The organism is Flaviaesturariibacter aridisoli (assembly GCF_004343705.1).
Taxonomy (GTDB): Bacteria; Bacteroidota; Bacteroidia; order Chitinophagales; family Chitinophagaceae; genus Flavisolibacter; species Flavisolibacter aridisoli.
The window spans coordinates 77,321-96,438 of record NZ_SKFH01000001.1; the positions used below are offsets into that span (position 1 = coordinate 77,321).

Sequence of the window (19,118 nt, forward strand, 5' to 3'; positions counted from 1 at the left end):
CGGCCTAGCTTTGCAACGCATGCCACCGATCATCTCCGTAACCGGACTTTCGAAGCAGTACCGCAACCTGAAGGCTGTGGACGACCTGTCGTTTACGGTGCCGGAGAGCGCTGTGTATGGCTTCCTGGGCCAGAACGGCGCGGGCAAGAGCACCAGCATCCGGATGCTGCTCACGTTGGTGCAGCCCACGGCGGGGCGCATCGAGATCTTCGGAAAGGAACTGCAACAGCACCGCCACGCTATCCTGGCGCAGGTGGGCGCCGTCATCGAGCGCCCCGACCTGTATAAATACTTATCGGCTTACGACAACGTGCGCATCATGGCCCGCCTCAGCGGCGTTGCTCCTTCAAAAGAAGAAGTGCTGCGGCAGCTCGACGTGGTGGGGTTGCGCGATCGTGCCTTCGACAAGACAAAGACCTTTTCGCAGGGCATGAAGCAGCGCCTCGGCCTTGCTTGCGCCCTCGTGCACCACCCGCGCCTCCTCATTCTCGACGAGCCCACCAATGGCCTCGACCCCCAGGGTATCGCCGAAGTGCGCACGCTTATCCGGCACCTGAGCCGCGAGGAGGGCAAGACGGTACTCGTGTCGTCGCACCTGCTCAGTGAAGTGGAGCTGGTAGCCGATGCCATGCTCATCATCGACCGCGGCCGAAAGGTGGCCGAAGGGCGCGTGCACGATTTGCTCAACCCTGCCGACATGCTGGTGGAGCTGGTCACCAACGACAGTGCCGTCGCCCGGCAACTGCTGGCCGCTTCCTCCTGGGCCGGTGCCCTGCAGGACGGGCAAGACCGCCTCCTCCTGCGTATGGCCCGCGCCGACGTGCCGGCCCTCGCCCGCGACCTGGTGGCACTGGGTGTGCCCATCCAGGCGCTGCAGCCCCGCCATTCCCTCGAAGACTATTTCCTCTCCATAACCCAGAACACCCATGTGGCCCCTCGTCCGGATCGAGCTCTTTAAGATCGCCCGCAAGCCGCGCACCTACATCGCCTTCGGCGCGGTGGCAGCCATCGTGCTGCTGCTGCAGCTGGCCCTGTACTCCGACGGGGCTACCTACCTGGGCTTCGCCCTGCAATCGGTGGAAAGCACCTTCTCCATCAGCGGCCGCATCATCAACGGGTACTTCGTGTGCTTCGTGATCCTGCAAACGCTGCTGGTGCACGTTCCACTGCTCATTGCCCTGGTGGCCGGCGACTCCATTGCCGGCGAGGCCAACATGGGAACGCTGCGCCTGTTGTTCTCCAGGCCCGTCAGCCGCAGCGCGCTGCTGCTGAGCAAGTTCGCGGCGGCCACTATTTATACGCTGTGCCTGCTCCTCTTTATGGCCCTGCTCGCACTCTTCGGCTCGCTGCTCCTCTTCGGCAGCGGCGACCTCATCATCCTGAAGAGCGATATGATCGTCATCCTCGACCACGCGGATATCTTCTGGCGCTACGGCGCGGCCTTCGGCTTCGCCGCGCTGGCCATGACCACCGTCGCGGCACTGGCCTTTTTCTTTTCGCTCTTCGCTGAGAACGCCGTAGGGCCCATCATCGCCACTATGAGCGTCATCATCGTATGCACGATCCTCACCACGATGGATATACCCATGTTTAACGTGCTCAAGCCCTGGCTGTTCACCAACCACATGCTCAACTGGAAAGGCTTTTTTGAGCGGCCGGTTGATGGGGCGGAGATAGCGCGCTCGGCCACGATCCTCGCCGCGCACATCGTGCTCCTGGTTGGAGGCACGCTCCTGATCGCGCGCAAAAAAGACATTCTTTCGTAAATGAACCGTATGAAAAAACTACTCCTCTCCGTATTTATACTGGCCGCCGGTGCTGCCGGCGCGCAGGACGCTCCCACACTGGTGCGCCAGGTAAAGGCGCGGCTGGACAAGGTGCGCGATTACCAGGCAGCTGCCGTGATGGACATCAACGTGCCCTTTATCAGTGCGCCACGCTCGGCGGTGACCGTGTATTACAAAAGCCCCGACCGCTTCCGGGTGCAGAAGCCCAACGGCATTTCCGTGCTGCCCAAAGGTGGCGTACGGGTAAACATGGCGGCGCTGCTTGCCGGCGATCAATACAGCATTGTGGATGCGGGGTCGGCTAAAGTAGGCCCGTTTCATACACGGGTAGTAAAGCTGCTGCCGACGGCCGAAAATGCCGAAGTAGTGCTGAGTACGTTGTTTATAGATGCGGCTGCGGGCGTTATCCGTAGAAGTACGGTCGTCACCCGCGACGGTGGCTCCTACGAAATGCTGCTGGATTACGGCAGGTACACCGCCTGGGGCCTGCCCGACAAAGTCACTTTCGTGTTCAGCGCCAAAGACTTCAAGCTCCCCAAGGGCATGACCTTCGACTACGAAAAGAGCGGGCCGAAAAAAGAAGCACCCAAAGGCGACGGCAAAGGCCGCGTTACATTGACCTATGGTACCTATACCATTAATAAAGGAGTGCCGGAGCGGGTGTTTGCCAACTAACCTGCTCACCTGAAAAATCTGCTGGTCTGCTCCTGCCGATCGGCTACCGGCACTATTTAAATGCGAACGCCCGGCCATTGGCCGGGCGTTCGCCTGTTAGCAGATTAACTATTAATACATTAACCGATGGTCTCATCGATCCGCTCGTCTTCCACATTCTTCAGGATCTCGCCCGTCACTTTGCGCAGCGGGTTTTTGTTGCGCTCTTCGTATTCGCGGCGGCGGTTGATGATATCCACGCATTCGAAAACCGCGGTAGTAAACGACGTCGCATCGGCCAGGTTTTTCCCGGCGATGTCGAAGGCCGTTCCGTGGTCGGGAGAGGTGCGTACAAAGGGCAGGCCGGCGGAGAAGTTGACGCCTTCGCCCACGGCGATCGTCTTAAACGGAATAAGCCCCTGGTCGTGGTACATGGCCAGCACGGCGTCGAACTGCAGGTAGGAGCGGCGGGCAAAGAAAGCGTCGGCGCTGTAGGGCCCGAACACGAGGGCGCCGGTGTTCTTGGCTTCTTTGATGGCGGGGCGGATGATGCTTTCTTCTTCGTTGCCGATCAGCCCTTCGTCGCCGGCGTGCGGGTTGAGTCCCAGCACGGCGATCTTGGGTTTGTCGATGCCGAAGTCGCGGCGCAGGCTTTGCTGCAGCAGCTGCAGCTTGCTGAGGAGGGCACCCTTGGTGATCTGAGCGGCCACATCCTTCACCGGGAGGTGCTCGGTAACCAGGGCGACGCGGATATTGTCGGTATAAAGAAGCATCAGCACGTCGCGGGCGCGGGCTGCCTCCTTGAAGTAGGGCGTATGGCCGGTGTGCTTGAATTCTTCGGACTGTACGTTCTTTTTATGGATCGGGGCGGTGACGATGCCGTGGATATGGCCTTCGAGCAGGGCCTGCGTGGCGGCCTGCAGCGATTTGACCGCATAAGCGCCGCCAGCCTCGGTGAGCTGCCCCGGTATAATGGCCACATCTTCCTCCCAGCAGTTGACAACGTTGACCTGCTTGTGATTCACTTTGGTCAGGTCTTTCAGGCTCTGGTAATTGAATGCCGCTTCGGGCATCGTCTTCTTATAGAAGTTAATCAGTTTGTTCGACGCGAAAATGACCGGCGTGCAATGCTCCAGCAGGCGGTGGTCCGAGAAGGTCTTGATGATCAATTCCGTTCCGATGCCGTTCAGGTCGCCGCAGGTGATGCCGATAACAGGTTTTTGCATGTGCAAAGGTTACGAAAAAACCCCACTAGGTAAAAACACGGATTGTGGCATCGTAAGTTTACTATTAAAAATTACCGAGTTTTACCCTTGTATAGATGAGAATCGCCCTTTACTTTTGAACCGGTAAGCAATAGGTCTCGTATCTATGCATATCAAACCGAATCCGTACCCAAAAACTGAACATCCTTCTTTTCGTCGCCTTCGCGAACAGGGCCGCTTAGCGGGCTGTTTTGGCAGGAGGGTACGGTAGTGAGCCTGGCGCGCTACTTCGGAAGCGTGATCCTATCCTTTTAAAACCGTATCCTATGCAGCGACTTTTACGCCTCCTTGTGGCCGTAATGGTCTTTTCCAACCAGGCCTCCGCACAATGCGGCGCCGGCTTTGCCCAGGCCCAGATCAACTGGGACGCGATGGACTTCCTGAAAACGACGGGCGGATATGCCACCTACGTAACTACGGCGCAATCGCAGACGCAATACTTCGCGTTCGGCACCGAAAAACTAACGATCACCCACAACTACAGCGGATCCTCTATCGGGGGCATCAGCGCTTCCAACACCGGTGAGGCGGGCTCCAACGGCGCGGGTGTGGATGTGCAGTTCATCGGCAACGGTATCATCACCCTGACGTTTCAGACTGCCGTTCAGAACCTGAAGTTCTCTTTATACGACGTGGATGTGAGCCAGCGTATTGCCTTCACGGCCAACAATTCCCTCGGGGTGGCGCAGAACGTGACGCTGTCCGGTCTCGGCTCCTCGGTGCTTTCTTTCACCAACAACGGCACCGCTACGGCCCGTGCCGACGCCAGCAGCTCGGCGGTTAGCAACACGTCGGTGAACGGCACGCTGAACGTTTCGGTTCCCGGTTCGGTAAAAACCATCACCATCACCGTTACCAATACTGGAACGATTAACAGCGGCCCGGCGTCCGGCCAGGAGTCGGGTATGTTCTTCCTGTCCGACATTACAGCCTGCACCACGGCGGCGGCCTTCCCCACCAACTACTTCGCTACGGCCAAGCCCTTCACCAACCAGCCCGGATACGTGCTGGTGTCGGTAAACAACCAGGTGTACCAGGTGGATCCCGTCACGGGCAAAGGCAAATGGATCTTTACCGATCCTTCCGGCAACAACATCAACTCCTGCGCCTACGACCCTTACAACAAGTTCCTGTACTATACGTACAGCCTTACCGGTAGCCCATCCGCCACCAAAAAGGTGATGAAGTATGACTTCAACAACGGCAGCATCAGCACCTTTATTACCGATGTGAACACGCTCGGCGTCCCGACGTACCAGTCGGGCCTGGAATCAGGCGCCGCCGCCTTCTTCAACGGCAGCCTCTACCTGGGCGTTGAAGGGTACAGCGGTACGACTTCCAACAATACCGGTCGCAAGTCGATCGTGTGGCGCATCGACATCAGCGGCAGCACGCCCGCCACGGCCATCCAGGCCTTCGGCATGCCCGCCGACGACGGCAGCAACCAGATCCACGACTGGGGTGATATCGGTATCTACAACGGCATCCTGTACGACTTCGACGTATCGGTGAACGGAGCCAATATCAACCAGTACAATATGTTCACGGGCGCCCTGACGTCCAATATTCCCGGCTTTACGGTGAACCAGACGGGTATCGACTACGCCGGCAACATCTACAACGTGGGTACGAGCGTATCGCTTTACAACGGCACTACCGGTATCAGCAATACCAAGGCGATCGTAGGATCGCCGGCCTTACCCGCTTCGCCGAGCATCGGCGACGCCACGGAAGCTTTCAAGCCGAAGGCCGACTTCGGTGACGCGCCTTCTACTTATGATCCCAACCCTGATGCCCCCGCGGTGCACGAGCTGGTGACCAACCTGCGCCTCGGCGCAGCCGTGACCGACGAATGGTCGAAAAATACATCCGTGCTCGCCACCGGCGACGCCGACGATGGCCTGCCCACGCCTTCCATCGTGATCAGCAACAGCAACTACCTCACCAGCGTCAACGTATTCAACAACACCGGTGCGGCCGCTACGGTCTGCGCCTGGGTGGACTTCAACAGCAATGGAACGTTCGAAGCCAGCGAAGGCATTTCGGTGAACGTTCCTTCGAGCAGCTCCACACAGACGGTGCAGCTGTTCTGGCCCACGCCCAGCACCACGCTGGCCCCGTACTCCTACACCTTCGTACGCATCCGCGTGACATCGGCCATCAACGGCATGACCACCAGCAACCCTACGGGCTACTTCTCCGACGGTGAGGTGGAGGATTACCGCGTGCAGGTGAATGCCTACACGCTGCCCTCGAACCTGCTTTCTTTTGAAGCCCACAAAGACGGCCTCCGCAGCCAGCTGCGCTGGGATGTTTCCGACGAAGTGGCCGGCACCTCCTATATCCTGCAACGCAGCCCCGACGGCCAGCGTTGGGAAGAGCTGCAGCGCAGCCAGGCTGCCACGCCCGCCGCGCAGCGCAGCTATAGCGCCGTCGACGCGCGCCCTTTCCCCGGGGTGACCTACTATCGCCTGCAGCTGCGCAAGCCTGGTGGCCAGGCACTGTGGAGCGCTGTGCGTGAGCTCGTATGGAGCAATGACCCTGCTTTCGTGGTTCGCCCCAACCCGAGCGCGGGAACGGCCCGCATCGATGTGGACATGCCGGCCGACGGCAGCGGCGTCCTCCGTATTTATACGGGAACGGGCGGCCTCGTGCTCGAGCAGTCGTTGCGCCTTCCTGCCGGAAGCAGCAGCCATCCCATCGCGCTCCCCGGACTGCTGCCTGCGGGTACCTACCTGGTAGAACTGCAAACCGGGCCGCAGCGTCGCACCCAACGTCTCGTATTACGCCGCTAGACCAGTCCTTTCAATATCCAGAACCACTATCCAAATCCAACCAGAACCCATGAGGAAAATTCTAACCTTTCTTCTGCTACTGCTTTGCAGTACGGCCTCTTTCGCGCAGGATAAATACAGCAAAGTCCGCATTTCCATCAAGAACCCCGCTGCCAAGGCTTTTGCCATCGACCGGCTGGCACTCGATCACTACGAGATGAAAAAAGACGCCATGGAGGTCATCCTCAACCAGGATGAGCTCGCCGTGCTGCGTGCCTCGGGCTTTTCCTACACCGTGGTCGTGGACGACTACGTAGCTTATACCACCGAAAAGAACAAACGCATCGGCGAACACTGGGAAGAAGCCGAGCAGCAGGCACGCGCCAACCTGCAGGTCAGCTGCAAGCAGGCTTCCAATATTTTCACCGTTCCCGCCGCCTTCGGCAATGGCGGATCGCTGCGCCTCGGCGCCGCCTCCGGCACCGGCTATTTCACCTACGCGGAAATGATCACCAAGATGAACGCGCTGGCAAGCGCCTACCCGGGCATCGTGTCGGTATTCAACATCGGCACCTCGCAAGGCGGACAGGTTACTTACGGCGTGAAGATCTCCGACGGAGTGTCCACCGACGAGTCGGAGCCCGAAGTGCTGTTCACCGGCCTGCAGCATGCCCGCGAGGCGATCGGTGGTACCAGCCTTATTTTCTTTGCACAGTACCTCGCCGAGAATTACGGCAGCGACGCGCGCATCAAGGAGCTTGTCGACAACCGCGAGATCTTCATCATCCCCTGCCTCAATCCCGACGGCTACGCCTACAACTACAGCGGCGCGAGTGCTTCCTATCCCACTACGGGCGGCGGCCTCTGGCGGAAAAACCGCCGGTTGATCTCGGGCAGCACCTACGGCGTGGACATTAACCGCAACTACGGTATCGACTGGGGCAACTGCGCCGGCGCCAGCACCAGCTGCGGCTCCAGCACGGCCTCGCAGGAAACCTACTACGGACCGTCGGCTTTCTCGGAAAAAGAAACGCAGAATGTGCGCGCGTTTGTGACGGCGCACCACTTTGTGGCTGCCATCGACCAGCACTGCTACGGCCCTTATTACTCGCTGCCTTTCGGCCGTCCCTCGCTGCATACGATGAGCACCAACGACTCGTATTTCTACACCGCTATCCCGGCGCTCATGGGCACCTACAACTGTCACCGCGCGGGCAACTCGCCCGAGACGGTCAACTACGAAGTGGCCGGCGGCATCAAAGACTGGTTGCTGATGGGTGACATCGGTCTGGGCACCAAGGGCAAGGTGTACGGCATGACCGGCGAGGCCGGCGGCGGCGACTTCTGGGCGCCGATCAGCCAGATCAAAACGCTTTGCCAGCAGAACTGCATGCAGAACCTGCAGCTTTCCTACGCCGCCGGCGCCTACTACGACGTCCAGGACGGCAGCGATATCACGCTGACTGCAAAGACCGGTTCGCTTCCCTTCACGATCCGCAACATCGGTCTCACCATTGGCCAGGCCACGGTAACGTTTGTTCCCATCGAGAACATTACGCTCAATGGCACCGCCGCGACCTTTACCCCCACCAATTATTACGATACCTATTCCGGATCGGTTGGGTACAAGCTGCCCGACGCCATCAAGAACGGCTACCGCGTGCGCTATGCCTGGAAGGTAACTGCCGGAGGCGTGTCGGTATACGACACCGTAACGAAGATCTTCAACCCCATCTCGCTGCTGTACGACGATATGGAGGGCACCTTCAGCGACAACTGGACGAGCGCGAGCAACGCAACGGGCAACTCCGCCAACTGGGCCTATACCAACCAGGCGGCTTATGCCGGCAGCAATTCACTCACCGAGTCGCCGAGCACAAACAGCACCGCGGTCAACTATACCACCAGCACCACCCGCACGCTGACGTACAAGAACGCCTTCGACTTTTCCGATGTGGCCAATTCCTACCTGGTGTTCTGGGTAAAGCACCGCACCGAGAACTGCCGCGACAAGCTGCAGGTGCAGCTGTCGACCAGCAGCACCTTCGCTTCGAACGTGACAACCCTCTGCGGTTCGCACACAGTAGCCGAACCTTCGGCAACCGGTGGCGGCTCCCTCGGCGGACAGCCCGCACTCACGGGTATCCGCGACCAGTGGACCCGTGTGTCGTATGACCTCAGTTCGCTGAAAGGCAACAACGCTGTGTACCTGCGCTTTGTCTTTACCTCCGACGCCGATGCCGACAACTTTGCCCACGAGCTCGATGACGGGTTTTACATCGACAACATCAACGTGGTGAAGACGACGCAGACCTTCAACGTACTGCCCGTGCACTTCCTCCGCTTTACCGGCCAGCTGCAGCCCGACGGCCAGGTGCGCCTCGACTGGGAAGCCAGCACCGACGAGCAGCACGACTACTTCGAGGTGGAGCGTTCCGCCGACGGCATTCACTTTACCCCGCTTGGACGCCCCAACCCGAACCCGCCCTACCGCCTTTTCGACGCGCACCCCGAGCCCGGCTCCAACCACTACCGCGTAAAGCAGGTGGACCGCAGCGGCCGCGTTACTTACAGCAATGTGGTGCTGATCAATGTGCAGTTGAACGTGCAGCTCAACGTGTTTCCCAACCCGGCGCACAACGAGCTCCACATCAACGTGCAGAGCACCCGCCCCGGCACCCTGCAGCTCCACCTGCGCGACCTCCAGGGACGCAGCCTCTGGCAGCACAAGAGTGGCGGCAACAGCACACTCAACGTACCGATGAGCGAGTGGGCGCAAGGCACCTACCTGCTCCAGGTTTATGATACCGACGGTCACCTGCTCAGTGCGCAGCGCATCGTCAAACTTTAGTTTTTGGATTTGGTTTCCTCTGGTAAGATCACGGACAGTGAGGGTCCTTCGCCCCCCACGACCGTGATCTTCTTTGTTTTTGGTTAATTGGTTGATTCGTTAAATGGTAAGGCTTTTTCGCTACCCACCTCCTGAACACACTGATCCGCTTGCAAGCGCCGAACCTAACTTCCGACTTCCCACTTCCGACCTCCTAACTTTGCTTTCATGTATACGTTGAAAAAGTCGCTGGGTCAGCATTTTCTCAAAGATGAGAACATCTGCCGGAAGATCGTGGAGGCCGTGCAGGCGCGGCCCTTCGCCCGACTGGTGGAGGTAGGCCCGGGCGGTGGTGCGCTGACCAAATACCTGCTCGCACTGCCGGGCATCGACTTCCGCGCCGTGGAGATCGACGACGAAAAGGTGGCCTGGCTGGAGCAAAACCTGCCGGCCATCCGGGGCAAGCTCATCCACCAGAGCTTTCTCGATACGGCGCCGCCCTTTGCGGAGCCCTTTACCGTTGTCGGCAACTTCCCCTACAATATTTCTACGGAGATCGTCTTCAAAATCATCGAGTGGCGCGCCCAGGTGGAAGGCTGCGTGGGAATGTTCCAGAAGGAAGTGGCCCAGCGCTTCGCCGCCACGTCGGGCAACAAAATCTATGGCGTGACGAGCGTGCTCACCCAGGCTTTTTTTGATGTCGAATACCTGTTCGATGTGCCACCGGGCGCCTTCAACCCGCCCCCCAAGGTGATGAGCGGGGTGATCCGCCTCAGCCCTCGCCGGGAGCCGCTCGATATCGCTTCGGAGCGAAAGCTCTTTGTTCTGGTAAAAGCCGCTTTCAACCAGCGCCGCAAGCAATTGCGCAACGCCGTCAAAAGCCTTTTTACCGAGACCGAGCTGGAGGATGAACTGTTCAACCGGCGCGCCGAGCAACTGAGCGTCGCCGAATTTGCCGCCCTTACCTTCCGAATGCGATGAAACAAGCCCTGATCACCGCCCCGGCCCACGAGTCGCTGCGTCCTTCGCTGGAGGCTGCCGGCTACCGCGTGACCGAGGCGCCGGACATTAGCTACGAAGCACTTTCCGAAGCCATCGGCGATATAACGGGCCTTGTAGTGACCACCCGCCTTCGCATCGACGCCGCCCTGCTGGAGCGCGCCCCGCTGCTCCGCTGGATCGGCCGTCTTGGCTCGGGGATGGAACTTATTGACACGTCCGCGGCCACCGCCCGCGGCATCGCCTGCATCAGCACACCCGAGGGCAACGGCCCCGCCGTGGCCGAGCATACCCTGGGCCTTGCCCTGGGCCTGCTCAATCATATCCCGCGTTCCTTCGAAGAAGTGAAGCGGGGCCTGTGGCGGCGCAACGAAAACCGCGGCACCGAGCTCGGGGGTAAAACGGTGGGGGTGATCGGTTATGGGAACACCGGTAGCGCCTTTTCCCGCCTGCTGGCGCCCTTTGGCGGCACCGTGCTGGCGGTGGATAAATACAAAAGCGGGTATACGGACGGCTACATCCGCGAGGCAACGCTGGAGCAGCTGCAGGACGAAGCCGAGCTGCTGAGCCTGCACCTGCCGCTGACCGCTGAAACCCGCCACCTGGCGAACCGCGCCTTTTTTGGGCGGATGCGGCGCCGGCCTTTTTTCATCAGCACCTGCCGGGGTCCCGTGACCGACACGGCGGCGCTGCTCGATGCACTTGAAGGCGGCCTCATTCGCGGCGCGGCGCTCGACGTGCTGGAGAATGAAAAGCTTGGCAGCTACACTGCCGCCGAGCGGGCGCTGCTGGAGCGCCTTTGCGCCCGCCCCGACGTGATCGTAACACCGCACATCGCGGGCTACAGCTTCGAAGGCTTTCGCCGCATGAGCGACCTGCTGGTGCAGAAACTGGAAGCGTTGGCCCTGCTGTAACATAAGCCGGGTGCGCCTGCCACCGTCCGTCATTGGTAGTGCGCAGGCAACAGGCGTCGCGTCTTTTCACTATATTTGTCTTTACGGCAACGCTTCGGTGAACAACTGGAGCGTTGCTCTTTTTTTCATAACTCAACCGAACGACCATGAGTGGAATTCAATATGTGACCAAGGAAACGCTGGAGCAGATGCGGGCGGAACTGCAGCATATGAAGGGGGTGGATCGTCCTGCGGCCTCGCGCGCCATCGCCGAAGCCCGCGAGAAGGGCGACCTCCGCGAGAACGCCGAATACGACGCCGCCAAGGAAGCACAGGGCCTGCTCGAAGCCAAGATCGCGCAGCTCGAAGGCCAGATCGCCACCGCGCGGATCGTGGACGAGGCGACCATCGATACCTCTAAGGTGTCCATCCTCACCAAAGTGAAAGTGACCAACCTCACCAACAATAAGCAGGTAACCTACCAGATCGTTTCCGAAAAGGAAGCCGACCTCAAAAGCGGCAAGATCTCCTCGACCTCGCCCATCGGTAAAGGCCTGCTCGGCAAAGCCGTCGGGGAAGTGGCCGAAGTGACCGCCCCCGCCGGAACGATGAAGTTCCGCGTGGAGGAAATAAGTGTTTAAGCTGAAAAAGGTTTTTCACCGCTAAGAAAGAAAGCGAGTAAACGTTTCGCAAAGCGATACGGTAACAGCCCCGCCGCAGGCGGGGCTGTTTTATTGAAACAGATCTTAGCGTACGGCCTTCTTTTCTTCTTTCCTTAGCGGTTCGGACGCATCTTCGACTTAATTTCCTTCTATGAGCATTTTTACCAAGATCATCGCCGGCGAGATCCCTTCCTACAAGATCGCCGAAGACGAGCGCTTCTTTGCTTTCCTCGACATCTTTCCCCTCCGCGAGGGCCACGTGCTCGTGATCCCGAAAGTGGAGGTGGACAAGCTGTACGAGCTGCCCGACGAATACCTGTCCGGGATGCTCCTGTTTGCGCAGCCCATCGCCCGCGCCATCGAAAAGGCTTTCGGAAAGCGCGTGGGTATGTCGGTGATCGGCATCGAAGTGCCACACGCGCACCTGCACCTGGTGCCCATTTCGTCGGCCAACGACATCAATTTCACACAGCCGAAGCTGAAACTTTCGGAGGAGCAGCTGAAGGCCGCACAGCAGAAGATCCTCTCCCACATTTGAAAAAATCGGGTGCTGGGATCATGGCGGGATGGCGCTTCGAACGCGTCCCGTCCGTTCACAGTCGCAGGATGAGGGCGAAGGATTATTGCTTGGGAGGGGCCGCCGGCTGCTTGCGTCGATAGATCAATTCCAGTATTTCCTTTTGCAGGATGCGGAGGCGGATTTCTTTGGGGCCGATCGCGGCGATACCGAAGCTGCGCGCCGGCATACCTTCCCCGGGTTCGATATACAGGCTGTCCTGGCGGATCGTCCAGCTGCCCTTCCACGTTTTGTCTGTCGTAATCAGGTCAACGCTGGTCCCGCTGACGTGCAGCTCGGGAATGCCGGGGGGCAAGCCGGTATTGCGGTTGGTAAAGGTGACGCCGTAGCCTTCGAGGTCATTTACCTCTTCGAGTACCCAGTCGCCATCGGGGAGCACTTTCGGAACCGGAGTCGTTTGAGCGGAAGCACCGGCGGTGAGCAGGAAGCAGGAAATGGTAACGAGCGCGATCTGTTTCATGCGGTTAAGATACAATACCTGTTGTTTCCGGTTAGTAGCAGAGGAGCAGATCAGCACATGAGCTGACTATGCCAGCCGATCCGGGTTGGCGGCGAGGAAGCGGTCCCAGTCGGTGGCCGCTTTGGCCTTGCGCGGGTTGCGCGCGCGGCCGGTGCTGCGCGTGGCCTGCGGCAGTCCGTCGGAAAAATGGTGGCAGATAGCGACGGCGAGGGCGTCGGTGGCATCGAAATACTTGGGCGATTCTTCAATAGTAACGATGCGGTGCAACATCTGCCACACCTGCTCCTTGTCGGCATTGCCATTGCCGGTAATGGCCTGCTTCACGCGCTTGGGTGAATATTCGGTAACGGGGATGCCGCCGCTCATGGCTGCAGCGATGGCTACGCCCTGGGCCCTTCCGAGTTTGAGCATCGACTGTACGTTCTTGCCGAAAAAAGGCGCCTCGATGGCGAAGGTGTGGGGCCGGTGCAGGCGCACGAGCTCGCTGACCTTCTGGTGAATGAGCTGCAGGCGCACGTAGCTGTCTTCCTTTACGGGCAGCTTCAGCGCATCGAGCTCGATGACCTTGAGGTCGTTGCCGGAAACAGCAAGCACGCTGTAACCCATGATGACGGTACCGGGGTCGATGCCCAGGATGATTTTCGATTGTTTTTGCAAGGGGGGCGGTTATATTTACGGCAATGCGGCTGGGTAAAATTAGTAAAAAATTTAGCAATTACTTCCTGGGACCCTTGCTCTTCGCCTGGCTGTCGTGGTCCATCTGGCGCGCGCTGCACCAGCAGCAGCACCTGGCCGCCTCCTGGGAGGCGCTCAAAACCGGGTTTGGCGCCGGCTACCTGCTGTTGCTGCTGTTGCTGATGTTTTGCAACTGGGGCCTGGAGGCCATCAAGTGGCGGATCCTGGTGGCGCCGGTGCAGCGGATCTCTTTCGTTCAATCGTTCAAGGCCGTCCTTTCCGGCGTTTCCTTTTCCATAAGTACCCCCAACCGCATCGGCGAATACCTCGGGCGGATGCTCTATCTACCCGAAGGACGGCGCCTCAAGATCATCGCCCTGACGCTGGTGGGCTCCCTCGCGCAGCTGCTGGTGACGCTGTGGGCCGGCTGCTTTGCCTTCTTCGCCCTGCGCGACCGCCTGATCGACGGCGGGCTGCTCCACCCGCTTGCCTACCAGTTCGGCGTGTTCGGGCTGCTGTTCATATGTAGCATTTTAACATTGTTTTATTTTAACGTCGGTGGCCTGGAAAAATGGCTGGAATCCGCGCTGCGCAAAGCTTCCTGGTTGCCATTGGTGACGGCGTTGCAGGAGTTCGGGATGCAACGGCTCGGCCTTTTATTGCTTCTATCCGTTATCCGGTACGCGGTTTTCGTGATACAGTACCTTTTAGCATTTCGTTTGTTTTCGGTTACTGTATCATTGCTGCCTGCCGTAGGGGTGATGAGCCTGGTGTTTCTGGCGCTGGCTGTCATTCCAAGCGTGGTGCTGCTGGAAGTAGGGATCCGGGGTGAAGTAAGCCTCAAACTGATCGGCTTGTTTTCTGCCAACAGTTTGGGAATTTTGCTCACATCGGTGACCATCTGGCTGATCAACCTGGTCATCCCGGCGCTGGCCGGCAGCATCCTGATCCTCGGAATCAAATTATTCAAGCAACGATATGAAGAAACTTAAACCAATCCTGTTCGTTTCCGGTGCCTGCCTCCTGTTTTTCGGGGGAAGCGCCGGCCGTCCCCAGCAAGAGCTGCCCGTAGCCACCCCCTCCGATTTCTGCGCCACCCGCAATACCACCTTCCAGGATGGCGAAGTGCTGAACTACAACGTCTATTATTCCATCATCGGCATCTACGTCAACGCGGCCACGGCCACCATCAACGTGAATACCGAAAGGCTCAATAACCGGCCGGTATACCACATCACCGCCGTAGGCAAGACCACCTCCTCGCTGGAGTGGATCTCCAAGGTCAACGACCGCTACGAGACCTTTATGGACACCTCCACGCTGCAGCCCTACAAGTTTGTGCGCAACATCCAGGAGGACTCCTACCGTAAGTTCGAGACCGTCACCTTCAACCGCAACGCCAACACGGCCATCACCAACGACGGCGTGTTCAAGGTGCCGGGCTGCGTGCAGGACGTTATGAGCTCGTTGTACTATGCCCGCAACATCAACTTCGACGCCTACAAGCCCGGCGACAAGATCAGCTTCAATATGTTCATCGACAACGAGGTGTACAACATGTACATCCGCTACGAGGGCAAGGACAATATCAAGACCAAGTATGGTAAGTTCCGTGCCATCAAGTTCAAGCCGCTGCTGATCAAAGGCACCGTGTTTGAGGGCGGTGAGAAGATGACCGTGTGGGTCAGCGACGACGAGAACCGCATTCCGCTGCGCGTGGAAACACCGCTGAAGGTCGGTTCCGTGAAGGTGGATATGATGGGTTACCAGAACCTGCGCTACCCGCTGGCGAGCCTGAAAAGCCTCCGTTAGGCCGCACGCCGATCGCGCGGATCCTGCAAATAATAGAAAGCCCGGCGCAACGCGCCGGGCTTTTGTTGTAGCGAATAAGTTGATCTGCGTGATCCGCGCGCTACAACTCGCGCAGCGGGAACTCGGCTCCCATCCGGATGCCTTTCTCCGTCTGCACGAGCTCGCAGCACTCCCGCTGGTGGTCGTGCTCGAAGAAGAGGACGTAGTTGTTTTCGGCGGCTTCGGCGAGGAAGCTTTTCTTTTCATTCAGCGTCATCAGCGGGCGGGTGTCGTAGGCCATTACGTAGGGCAGGGGGATGTGGCCCGCCGAGGGCAGCAGGTCGGCCATGAACACGATAGTGCGGTCCTTGTAGCGGACCTGCGGCAGCATCATCTTCTCGGTGTGGCCATTGACGAAGCGGATGTCGATGCCGTCGGCAAAAGGCTGGGAGGCGAGCTTTTCGCCGTTGCCTTCCGGCGCGTTCACGAACTTCAGCTGCCCGCTTTCCTGGATCGGCAGAATGTTCTCCTTCAAAAACGAAGCTTTCTCGCGGTCGTTGGGCTGCACGGCCCACTGCCAGTGCGCCTCATTGCTCCAGTAAGTAGCGTTGGCGAAGGCGGGTACGAGCTGGTCGCCCTGCCGCTCGATAGAGCCGCCGCAATGGTCGAAGTGAAGGTGGGTCAGAAATACGTCGGTGATGTCGCTGCGCTGGAAACCGTGCGCCGCCAGGCTGCGGTCGAGCGTATCGTCGCCGTGCAGGAAGTAGTGGCCGAAGAACTTCGCATCCTGCTTGTTGCCGATGCCGTTGTCGACGAGCATGAGGCGGCCGCCGTCTTCGATCAGCAGGCAGCGCATCGCCCAGCTGCACATATTATTCTCGTCGGCCGGGTTGAGTTTCTGCCAGATGCTTTTCGGAACCACGCCGAACATCGCGCCGCCGTCCAGTTTGAAGTTGCCTGTATTAATGCTGTATAGGTTCATAAAATTAATGGGATAATGAGGTAGTTGCCCCGATGTTGCCGGCCAACTACAAACTACAAACTACAAACTAAAAACTAAAAACCCGCCTCCCGCTGCTTTCTGAGGGTCAGCCAAAGACCGATCAACCCGAGTGCGAAGAACAGCACCAGCGTCAGCACGGAGTTGCGTTGCGAGCCGGTCAGCTCGTTGATGATGCCGAAGGAAAACATGCCGATCACGATGGCGATCTTTTCGGTGACGTCGAAGAACGAGAAGAAGGACGTTGTGTCTTTGGTTTCGGGCATCAGTTTCGAGTAGGTGCTTCGGCTCAGGCTCTGGATGCCGCCCATCACGAAGCCTACGGCTACGGCGAGCCCGTAGAAGCTCATGACGCAGCGGTCGTTGTCGGGGTGCGTGGCGCTGTGCGCAGGCAGGGCGTAGCCGGCGATGCAGCAACCGATCCAGAACAGCACGCAGACCATCAGGGCCTTCAGGTTGCCGATGCGGGCCGAGAGCCTCGAGATGAGCAGGGCGCCCGGGATGGCGATGAGCTGGATCACCACGATGGCGATGATCAGGTTCTGGGTGGGGATCTTGAGCTCGCCTTTGCCGTAGAGCGTGGCCGCGAGCATAACGGTCTGCACCCCCATATTGTAAAAGAAAAAGGATCCGAGGTAGCGCTTCAGAACGGGGATGTGCGACAGTTGGGCGAACACTTTACGAAGCTCCTGGTAGCCCGCCAGCAGGGCGGCCTTGGGTACGTTGCGCACCTGCCGGCGCGGCAGGCGCCTCAGGGGCAGCAGCGCAAAGCCGAACCACCAGAGGGCCACCGCGAGGAAGGAGATCCGAGCGCCCAGCGTGCCTTTCGGAATGCCGAAAAGATCGGGCTTCATCACGAACAGGAAGCAGATGATCTGCAGCAAAACCGAGCCTACGTAGCCGAACGAAAAGCCGCGGGCCGAGATGCGGTCGCGGTCCTGCGGCGCGGCGATCTCGGGCAGGTAGGAATTGTAAAAAACGAGGCTGGCCCAATAACCCACGCAGGCTACGATCATCGAGGCGATCCCAAGAAAGAGGAAGTGCGGTGTGCCGCGGTCGAAGAAAAAGAGCGAGGCGCAGGCCAGCGAGCCCATGGTCATGAAGAAGCCCATGAACGACTTCTTGTTGCCACGCGTGTCGGCGATGGAAGAAAGCAGCGGCGACACAAGCGCCACGATGAGAAAGGCCACCGCGAGGGCGTAGTTGTATAGCGAGGTATTCACGAAGCTGCGGCCAAGGAAGGTCACATGGTCGATGGTCTGCTCGTTGTCGTCGCCGGTGATGGCCTCGTAATAAGCCGGGAAGATGGTGGAGGTGATTACGAGGTTGTAGGCGCTGTTGGCCCAGTCGTACATCGCCCAGGCATTGACCACCTTTTTGGGCGCGGTGACCTGCGTTGTGCCTTCGAGGATGCCGGGAGCAGCGACAGTAGTTTCCATGCAGCTTGTTTTGAAGGACTAAAAGTAGGGAAAAGCGGATGAGGGATGCCTGTGAAAGGTCTGCAGGTCGTGGAGCTTGCTTCCCTCGCCTCGGGCGAGGGAAGCAATAACGCCGAAGGCGTCGCTTTCACGACGCCTTCGGCTATAAGTCAGCGGCCGGCTCTTAGCTGAACGTACCGGTGAAATACAGGATGAGCAGCAGGGCGCCCATCAGGATCCGGTAAACGCCGAAGAAGCGGAAGCCGTATACTTTGAGGTAGTTGATGAAAAAGCGGATCGCGAGCAGGGCCACCACGAAGGCCACCACGTTGCCCACGGCGAAGACCACCATATTGTCGGAAGAGGAAGTGATGAGCTCGTAACCGCGCAGCGGGGTGCCCGTTTCCTTCCATTTTTTGAGGAACAGCGAATAAGCGGTGGCAGCGAACATGGTCGGCACGGCCAGGAAGAACGAGAACTCCGCGGCCAGGTTGCGCGTCAGCTTTTGCTGCATGCCTCCGATGATGGAGGCGGCCGAGCGGCTCACGCCCGGGATCATGGAGACCACCTGCCAGAAGCCGATGGCCAGCGCGTTGCCGTAGGAGATCTGGTCGTCGCTTTCGATGGTCGGGTTGCGGAAGGCCTTGTCGATGAACAGCAGCACAATGCCGCCCAGCAGCATGCTCAGCGCCACGGTCAGCGGGCTTTCGAGCAGCTCGTCGATCTTGTCGTTGAACAGGAAGCCGAAAAGCAGGGCCGGGGCCACGCCTACGGCGAGCTTCACGTAAAACTGCCAGCGCGCGAAGTCAAAGAACCTGCGCCAGTAGAGGGCCACTACGGCCAGGATGGCACCCAGCTGGATGGCCACTTCGAATAATTTGGTAAAGTCGGAGGTGCCGATGCCCAGCAGGGAGGAGGTGATGACCATGTGCCCGGTGGAAGAGATCGGCAGGAATTCGGTGAGGCCTTCGACGACGGCGATCACGATAGCTTCAAAAAGGGTCATGCGGCAGGGTCGCTTTTACGCGGGCGGCGAAATAGGGCGTAGATCTCGATAACGAGGCCAACCAGGATCACGATCGGTGCTACGGTGATACGCGTTTTGCTATAAACCTCTGTGGCGTTGAAGGTATTGGGATCCTTGCTGCCGCCACCGGCCATCAGCACGAAGCCCAGAATGATCACGGCTGCGCCGATGCCCATCCACAGCAGGTTGTCGCGGCCGAAAAGCGGCTTGTCGCTCAGGCGCAGCTCTTCGCGGGCCGTTTTGGATCTTCTGATAGTAGTAGCCATAAGAGGGGCAAAATAAATGAATAATGTCTAATATTTATTG

The 19,118-nt window shown here is 59.1% G+C and carries 18 protein-coding genes; 11 read left to right on the plus strand and 7 right to left on the minus strand.

Translation table 11 applies throughout. The annotated features are described in order from the left end of the window. The first annotated feature begins 19 nt into the window (after window positions 1–19). From E0486_RS00360 to E0486_RS00370, 3 genes are read left to right on the plus strand one after another with little or no spacing between them, the layout of a single operon-like run. Entirely contained in the window at window positions 20–958 is a 939-nt protein-coding gene (locus E0486_RS00360; protein ID WP_131850146.1) for an ABC transporter ATP-binding protein, read from the plus strand. Beyond that, window positions 927–1,766 carry an ABC transporter permease gene (locus E0486_RS00365; protein WP_131850147.1) on the plus strand — a complete coding sequence of 280 codons (840 nt, stop codon included), beginning with the start codon at window positions 927–929 and terminating at the stop codon, window positions 1,764–1,766. The genes E0486_RS00360 and E0486_RS00365 overlap by 32 nt, the downstream gene beginning before the upstream one ends. A gap of 9 nt (window positions 1,767–1,775) precedes the next feature. Then, entirely contained in the window at window positions 1,776–2,462 is a 687-nt protein-coding gene (locus E0486_RS00370; RefSeq protein ID WP_131850148.1) for a LolA family protein, read from the plus strand. A gap of 119 nt (window positions 2,463–2,581) precedes the next feature. On the opposite strand, the gene pdxA is transcribed toward E0486_RS00370, so the two are convergent. Then, window positions 2,582–3,667 (minus strand): 4-hydroxythreonine-4-phosphate dehydrogenase PdxA, encoded by a 1,086-nt coding sequence (gene pdxA / locus E0486_RS00375; protein WP_131850149.1) that lies wholly within the window; start codon window positions 3,665–3,667, stop codon window positions 2,582–2,584. A gap of 305 nt (window positions 3,668–3,972) precedes the next feature. Here pdxA and E0486_RS00380 point away from each other — a divergent pair, with 305 nt between their 5' ends. The 6 genes from E0486_RS00380 (at window position 3,973) to E0486_RS00405 (ending at window position 12,402) form a co-directional block, all read left to right on the plus strand. Further along, on the plus strand, window positions 3,973–6,501 hold the full coding sequence (locus E0486_RS00380) for a GEVED domain-containing protein (RefSeq protein WP_131850150.1): 2,529 nt from the start codon (window positions 3,973–3,975) through the stop codon (window positions 6,499–6,501). A gap of 49 nt (window positions 6,502–6,550) precedes the next feature. Beyond that, the gene (locus tag E0486_RS00385; protein WP_131850151.1) at window positions 6,551–9,331 is read left to right on the plus strand and encodes a M14 family metallopeptidase; all 2,781 of its coding nucleotides are present in this window, start codon (window positions 6,551–6,553) and stop codon (window positions 9,329–9,331) included. A gap of 207 nt (window positions 9,332–9,538) precedes the next feature. Next, window positions 9,539–10,291, plus strand: a complete 753-nt coding sequence (rsmA, locus tag E0486_RS00390; RefSeq protein ID WP_131850152.1) for a 16S rRNA (adenine(1518)-N(6)/adenine(1519)-N(6))-dimethyltransferase RsmA — start codon at window positions 9,539–9,541, stop codon at window positions 10,289–10,291. After that, window positions 10,288–11,223 carry an NAD(P)-dependent oxidoreductase gene (locus E0486_RS00395; RefSeq protein ID WP_131850153.1) on the plus strand — a complete coding sequence of 312 codons (936 nt, stop codon included), beginning with the start codon at window positions 10,288–10,290 and terminating at the stop codon, window positions 11,221–11,223. Before rsmA ends, E0486_RS00395 begins: the two co-directional genes overlap by 4 nt. 146 nt (window positions 11,224–11,369) lie before the next feature. Further along, the gene (gene greA, locus E0486_RS00400) at window positions 11,370–11,843 is read left to right on the plus strand and encodes a transcription elongation factor GreA (RefSeq protein WP_131850154.1); all 474 of its coding nucleotides are present in this window, start codon (window positions 11,370–11,372) and stop codon (window positions 11,841–11,843) included. 172 nt (window positions 11,844–12,015) lie between these two features. Further along, the gene (locus E0486_RS00405; RefSeq protein WP_131850155.1) at window positions 12,016–12,402 is read left to right on the plus strand and encodes an HIT family protein; all 387 of its coding nucleotides are present in this window, start codon (window positions 12,016–12,018) and stop codon (window positions 12,400–12,402) included. Window positions 12,403–12,484: 82 nt separating this feature from the next. Here E0486_RS00405 and E0486_RS00410 read toward each other — a convergent pair whose 3' ends face one another. Both E0486_RS00410 and ruvC read right to left on the minus strand, forming a co-directional pair. Then, complete coding sequence (locus E0486_RS00410; protein ID WP_131850156.1) at window positions 12,485–12,901, minus strand: hypothetical protein; 417 nt, start codon at window positions 12,899–12,901, stop codon at window positions 12,485–12,487. Window positions 12,902–12,967: 66 nt separating this feature from the next. After that, on the minus strand, window positions 12,968–13,558 hold the full coding sequence (gene ruvC / locus E0486_RS00415; protein ID WP_207906176.1) for a crossover junction endodeoxyribonuclease RuvC: 591 nt from the start codon (window positions 13,556–13,558) through the stop codon (window positions 12,968–12,970). A 74-nt stretch (window positions 13,559–13,632) separates the two neighbouring features. Here ruvC and E0486_RS00420 point away from each other — a divergent pair, with 74 nt between their 5' ends. Beyond that, complete coding sequence (locus tag E0486_RS00420; protein ID WP_165917134.1) at window positions 13,633–14,568, plus strand: lysylphosphatidylglycerol synthase domain-containing protein; 936 nt, start codon at window positions 13,633–13,635, stop codon at window positions 14,566–14,568. Then, window positions 14,555–15,388 (plus strand): DUF3108 domain-containing protein, encoded by an 834-nt coding sequence (locus tag E0486_RS00425; protein WP_131850158.1) that lies wholly within the window; start codon window positions 14,555–14,557, stop codon window positions 15,386–15,388. Before E0486_RS00420 ends, E0486_RS00425 begins: the two co-directional genes overlap by 14 nt. 100 nt (window positions 15,389–15,488) lie before the next feature. On the opposite strand, the gene E0486_RS00430 is transcribed toward E0486_RS00425, so the two are convergent. The 4 genes from E0486_RS00430 to E0486_RS00445 form a co-directional block, all read right to left on the minus strand. After that, complete coding sequence (locus E0486_RS00430) at window positions 15,489–16,349, minus strand: MBL fold metallo-hydrolase (protein WP_131850159.1); 861 nt, start codon at window positions 16,347–16,349, stop codon at window positions 15,489–15,491. Between the two features lie 74 nt (window positions 16,350–16,423). After that, window positions 16,424–17,806 carry an MFS transporter gene (locus E0486_RS00435; RefSeq protein ID WP_131850160.1) on the minus strand — a complete coding sequence of 461 codons (1,383 nt, stop codon included), beginning with the start codon at window positions 17,804–17,806 and terminating at the stop codon, window positions 16,424–16,426. A 163-nt stretch (window positions 17,807–17,969) separates the two neighbouring features. After that, window positions 17,970–18,791 carry an undecaprenyl-diphosphate phosphatase gene (locus E0486_RS00440; RefSeq protein ID WP_131850161.1) on the minus strand — a complete coding sequence of 274 codons (822 nt, stop codon included), beginning with the start codon at window positions 18,789–18,791 and terminating at the stop codon, window positions 17,970–17,972. Then, window positions 18,788–19,078: a DUF3098 domain-containing protein gene (locus tag E0486_RS00445; RefSeq protein WP_131850162.1), complete on the minus strand. Its 291-nt coding sequence runs from the start codon at window positions 19,076–19,078 to the stop codon at window positions 18,788–18,790. Before E0486_RS00445 ends, E0486_RS00440 begins: the two co-directional genes overlap by 4 nt. Window positions 19,079–19,118 lie beyond the last annotated feature (40 nt).

Bases quoted from the DNA above. Each gene is read 5' to 3' on its own strand.
- E0486_RS00385 (WP_131850151.1), top strand. From the start codon at position 6,551: ATGAGGAAAATTCTAACCTTTCTTCTGCTACTGCTTTGCAGTACGGCC.
- E0486_RS00365 (WP_131850147.1), top strand. From the start codon at position 927: ATGTGGCCCCTCGTCCGGATCGAGCTCTTTAAGATCGCCCGCAAGCCG.
- rsmA (WP_131850152.1), top strand. From the start codon at position 9,539: ATGTATACGTTGAAAAAGTCGCTGGGTCAGCATTTTCTCAAAGATGAG.
- E0486_RS00380 (WP_131850150.1), top strand. From the start codon at position 3,973: ATGCAGCGACTTTTACGCCTCCTTGTGGCCGTAATGGTCTTTTCCAAC.
- greA (WP_131850154.1), top strand. From the start codon at position 11,370: ATGAGTGGAATTCAATATGTGACCAAGGAAACGCTGGAGCAGATGCGG.
- E0486_RS00430 (WP_131850159.1), bottom strand. From the start codon at position 16,349: ATGAACCTATACAGCATTAATACAGGCAACTTCAAACTGGACGGCGGC.
- E0486_RS00395 (WP_131850153.1), top strand. From the start codon at position 10,288: ATGAAACAAGCCCTGATCACCGCCCCGGCCCACGAGTCGCTGCGTCCT.
- E0486_RS00445 (WP_131850162.1), bottom strand. From the start codon at position 19,078: ATGGCTACTACTATCAGAAGATCCAAAACGGCCCGCGAAGAGCTGCGC.
- E0486_RS00440 (WP_131850161.1), bottom strand. From the start codon at position 18,791: ATGACCCTTTTTGAAGCTATCGTGATCGCCGTCGTCGAAGGCCTCACC.
- E0486_RS00410 (WP_131850156.1), bottom strand. From the start codon at position 12,901: ATGAAACAGATCGCGCTCGTTACCATTTCCTGCTTCCTGCTCACCGCC.
- E0486_RS00370 (WP_131850148.1), top strand. From the start codon at position 1,776: ATGAAAAAACTACTCCTCTCCGTATTTATACTGGCCGCCGGTGCTGCC.
- E0486_RS00405 (WP_131850155.1), top strand. From the start codon at position 12,016: ATGAGCATTTTTACCAAGATCATCGCCGGCGAGATCCCTTCCTACAAG.
- E0486_RS00425 (WP_131850158.1), top strand. From the start codon at position 14,555: ATGAAGAAACTTAAACCAATCCTGTTCGTTTCCGGTGCCTGCCTCCTG.
- E0486_RS00360 (WP_131850146.1), top strand. From the start codon at position 20: ATGCCACCGATCATCTCCGTAACCGGACTTTCGAAGCAGTACCGCAAC.
- E0486_RS00435 (WP_131850160.1), bottom strand. From the start codon at position 17,806: ATGGAAACTACTGTCGCTGCTCCCGGCATCCTCGAAGGCACAACGCAG.
- pdxA (WP_131850149.1), bottom strand. From the start codon at position 3,667: ATGCAAAAACCTGTTATCGGCATCACCTGCGGCGACCTGAACGGCATC.